Annotated in this window: 3 protein-coding genes and 2 pseudogenes; 4 read left to right on the top strand and 1 reads right to left on the bottom strand. The window is 59.8% G+C overall.

Features of this window, described 5'->3' with window-relative positions:
• Window positions 1–480 (bottom strand): annotated as a pseudogene (locus tag ACIOUG_RS19845) (GTP-binding protein); the annotation flags it as partial.
• 449 nt (window positions 481–929) lie between these two features.
• On the opposite strand from ACIOUG_RS19845, the gene ACIOUG_RS19850 reads away from it, so the two are divergent.
• The 4 genes and pseudogenes from ACIOUG_RS19850 to ACIOUG_RS19865 form a co-directional block, all read left to right on the top strand.
• Entirely contained in the window at window positions 930–1,619 is a 690-nt protein-coding gene (locus ACIOUG_RS19850; RefSeq protein ID WP_177327464.1) for an ABC transporter permease, read from the top strand.
• Window positions 1,620–1,640: 21 nt separating this feature from the next.
• Window positions 1,641–2,534: a glycine betaine ABC transporter substrate-binding protein gene (locus tag ACIOUG_RS19855; protein ID WP_401068001.1), complete on the top strand. Its 894-nt coding sequence runs from the start codon at window positions 1,641–1,643 to the stop codon at window positions 2,532–2,534.
• A 12-nt stretch (window positions 2,535–2,546) separates the two neighbouring features.
• A complete protein-coding gene (locus ACIOUG_RS19860; RefSeq protein ID WP_007965673.1) occupies window positions 2,547–3,200 on the top strand; it encodes an ABC transporter permease in 654 nt (217 codons plus the stop codon).
• A pseudogene (locus tag ACIOUG_RS19865) lies at window positions 3,197–3,319 on the top strand (glycine/betaine ABC transporter ATP-binding protein); the annotation flags it as partial. The gene ACIOUG_RS19860 and the pseudogene ACIOUG_RS19865, both read left to right, overlap by 4 nt.
• Window positions 3,320–3,364 lie beyond the last annotated feature (45 nt).

A 3,364-nucleotide genomic window follows, 5' to 3' on the forward strand; every position in this document is an offset into this window, starting at 1 on the left:
GCGGACGGCTTCGATTTCGTCGAGCAGTTCGATCGGGTCGCGGATGTCACGGTCGAGTTTGTTGATGAAGCTGACGATCGGCGTGTCACGCAGACGGCAGACATCCATCAGCGCGATGGTCCGTGGCTCAACGCCTTTACCGCCGTCGAGGACCATCAGCGCCGAGTCGACCGCCGTCAGGGTGCGGTAGGTGTCTTCGGAGAAGTCTTCGTGGCCCGGGGTGTCGAGCAGGTTGATCATGTGCTCGCGATACGGGAACTGCATGACCGACGTGGTAATGGAAATACCCCGCTGCTTCTCCATCTCCATCCAGTCGGATGTCGCATGGCGATCGGATTTACGGGATTTCACCGTGCCGGCCACAGCAATCGCCTTGCCCATCAACAGGAGCTTTTCGGTGATCGTGGTTTTACCGGCATCGGGGTGGGAAATAATGGCGAAAGTGCGGCGTTTCGCGACTTCGGCGGCCTGGTTGGTCATGGGAAATCGCCTGGCGGTGATTCAAAAAAGGGCGGCGAGTATAGCTTAAAAAGTGATCGCCAGACCACCGTCCCTCGGACCCGCAAATCCCTGTAGGAGCTGCCAAAGGCTGCGATCTTTTGATCCTGCGCTTAACAACAAAATCAAAAGATCGCAGCCTGCGACAGCTCCTACAGGTGGCCAGATGGCATCTGATGTGGGAACCTTTTGAAGCACGGAGACGTCCATCCCCTGTTACGACATTTCGTCAGGGGCTGAAAAATCAGCAAGTTAGCCTGACGAGGCTGCGCTCATGGCTCGCTTTCAGACCGCTTGTTGCCGGTGCTGAGGGAGCTGCTTCTCGCGAACGTTTATTTCCCGGCAGCCAGGCATGGCATGCCACTCGGGACGGCGTTCGCCGACTATAAAAAAGGAGTCCGCCTGTGGCTATCCGCTATGGCAAAGGGCTGATGGGAGGTGCGGTGGTTATCGCGCTCCTGGCCCTGCTGGTCCACTGGATCGGCATCAACACGATCGAACACTACCGCGACGATTTGTTGTTTTACCTGCAAGCTCATCTGATTCTCGTCCTCGCTTCAATGCTGGCCGCCCTGGTCGTGGGCATCCCCGCCGGTATCTTCCTCAGTCGCCCGACCATGGTCGGCCGCGCTGAACGCTTCATGCAGATCTTCAATATCGGCAACACCGTGCCACCGCTGGCCGTACTGGCGATTGCCCTGGGGATTCTCGGCATCGGCAGTGGTCCGGCGATCTTCGCCTTGTTCCTCGCCTCCTTGTTGCCGATTGTGCGCAACACCTATGAAGGCCTGAAAAACGTCCAGGGCTCGCTGAAAGAAGCCGCCGTCGGCATCGGCATGACCCCGCGTCAGGTGCTGTGGAAAGTCGAATTGCCCAACGCCGTACCGATCATCATCGGTGGCGTGCGCGTGGCACTGGCGATCAACGTCGGCACCGCGCCGCTGGCCTTCCTGATCGGCGCCAACAGCCTCGGCAGCCTGATCTTCCCTGGCATCGCCCTGAACAATCAGCCGCAACTGCTGCTCGGCGCCGCGTGCACCGCGCTGCTGGCCCTGCTGCTCGATGGCGTGGTCACCCTCGCCAGCCGTCTCTGGCTGGAACGCGGTTTGCGCCCGTCTTAAGGCTCTTGCGAAGGAATATTTATGAAACGATTTAGCTTGATCTTGAGCTGCCTCCTGCTGTTTGCAGGATTGGCCCAAGCCGCCGAAAAACCGGTGATCCGCCTCGGCGCCCGGGTGTTCACCGAGCAAACCCTGCTCGCGGAAATCACCGCGCAATACCTGCGCAGCAAAGGCTACGACGCGCAGATCACCGGCGGTCTGGGCAGCAACCTCGCCCGCAGCGCTCACGAAAGCGGGCAGCTGGACATGCTCTGGGAATACACCGGCGTGTCGCTGGTGGCATACAACCATGTCACCGAGAAACTCGACAGCGAACAGTCTTACGCGCGGGTCAAAGAACTCGACGCGAAAAAAGGCCTGGTCTGGCTGAGCCCGTCGAAATTCAGCAACACCTACGCCCTCGCCCTGCCGAAAAAAGTCGCCGAGCAATATCCGCAGATCAACACCATCAGTGACCTGAACAAGGTGCTGCGCGATGAAGCGAAGACCAATCATCTGGTGGCGCTGGACACCGAGTTTGCCAACCGCTCCGACGGTCTCGACGGCATGGTCAAGCTCTACGACATGAACCTGACCCGCAACAACATCCGCCAGATGGACGCAGGGCTGGTCTACACCGCGCTGCGCAACGGTCAGGTGTTTGCCGGTCTGGTCTACACCACCGACGGCCGCTTAAACGCCTTTGGCCTGAAACTGCTGGAAGACGACAAGCACTATTTCCCCGACTACACCGCCGCGCCGGTGGTGCGTCAGGCCTACCTCGATGCGCACCCGCAACTGGCCGAGCAACTCAAGCCGCTGGCGCAATTGTTCGACGACGAAACCATGCGCCAGCTCAACGCGCGGGTCGACGTCGATCACGAAAGCCCGTCGAAAGTGGCCGCGGATTTCCTGCGCCAGCACCCACTCAACTAAGGAGGAAAAGTCATGGAATTTCTGAACGCCTTTTCCCACCTCGACTGGCAGCAGGTGATGCACCTGACCTGGCAGCACATCACCCTGGTCGGCATCGCCGTGACACTGGCGATCCTCATCGGTGTGCCACTGGGCATTCTGATGACGCGCTTCCCGAGCCTCGCCGGTCCCTTGCAGGCCAGCGCCACGGTGTTGCTGACCGTGCCGTCGATTGCCCTGTTCGGTCTGCTGCTGCCGTTCTACTCCAAGTTCGGCCAGGGCCTCGGGCCGATGCCGGCGATCACCGCGGTGTTCCTCTATTCACTGCTGCCGATCATGCGCAACACCTACCTCGCCCTGACCGGCGTCGAGCCGGGTATCCGTGAAGCCGCACGCGGCATCGGCATGACCTTCGGCCAGCGCCTGCGCATGGTCGAGTTGCCGATTGCGGTGCCGGTGATCCTCGCCGGGGTGCGCACTGCGGTGGTGATGAACATCGGTGTGATGACCATCGCCGCGACCATCGGCGCCGGGGGCCTCGGTGTGCTGATCCTCGCCTCCATCAGCCGCAGCGACATGTCGATGCTGATCGTCGGCGCGCTGCTGGTCAGTCTTCTGGCGATCTTCGCCGACCTTCTCCTGCAGTGGCTGCAACGTACGCTGACTCCAAAAGGACTCCTCAAATGATCGAACTTCAAAACCTCAGCAAGACCTTCCAGAGCAACGGCAAAGATGTCAAAGCCGTGGACTCGGTAAGCCTGACCGTCAATGAAGGCGAAATCTGTTTTTTGCTCGGGCAATCGGGTTTAGTCAATTGAACGAAGATGATATTGTTTTACGTCTTGTTCTTG

The organism is Pseudomonas sp. NPDC087803 (genome assembly GCF_044742995.1).
Taxonomy (GTDB): domain Bacteria; phylum Pseudomonadota; class Gammaproteobacteria; order Pseudomonadales; family Pseudomonadaceae; genus Aquipseudomonas.

Bases quoted from the DNA above. Each gene is read 5' to 3' on its own strand.
- ACIOUG_RS19860 (WP_007965673.1), top strand. From the start codon at position 2,547: ATGGAATTTCTGAACGCCTTTTCCCACCTCGACTGGCAGCAGGTGATG.
- ACIOUG_RS19850 (WP_177327464.1), top strand. From the start codon at position 930: ATGGGAGGTGCGGTGGTTATCGCGCTCCTGGCCCTGCTGGTCCACTGG.
- ACIOUG_RS19855 (WP_401068001.1), top strand. From the start codon at position 1,641: ATGAAACGATTTAGCTTGATCTTGAGCTGCCTCCTGCTGTTTGCAGGA.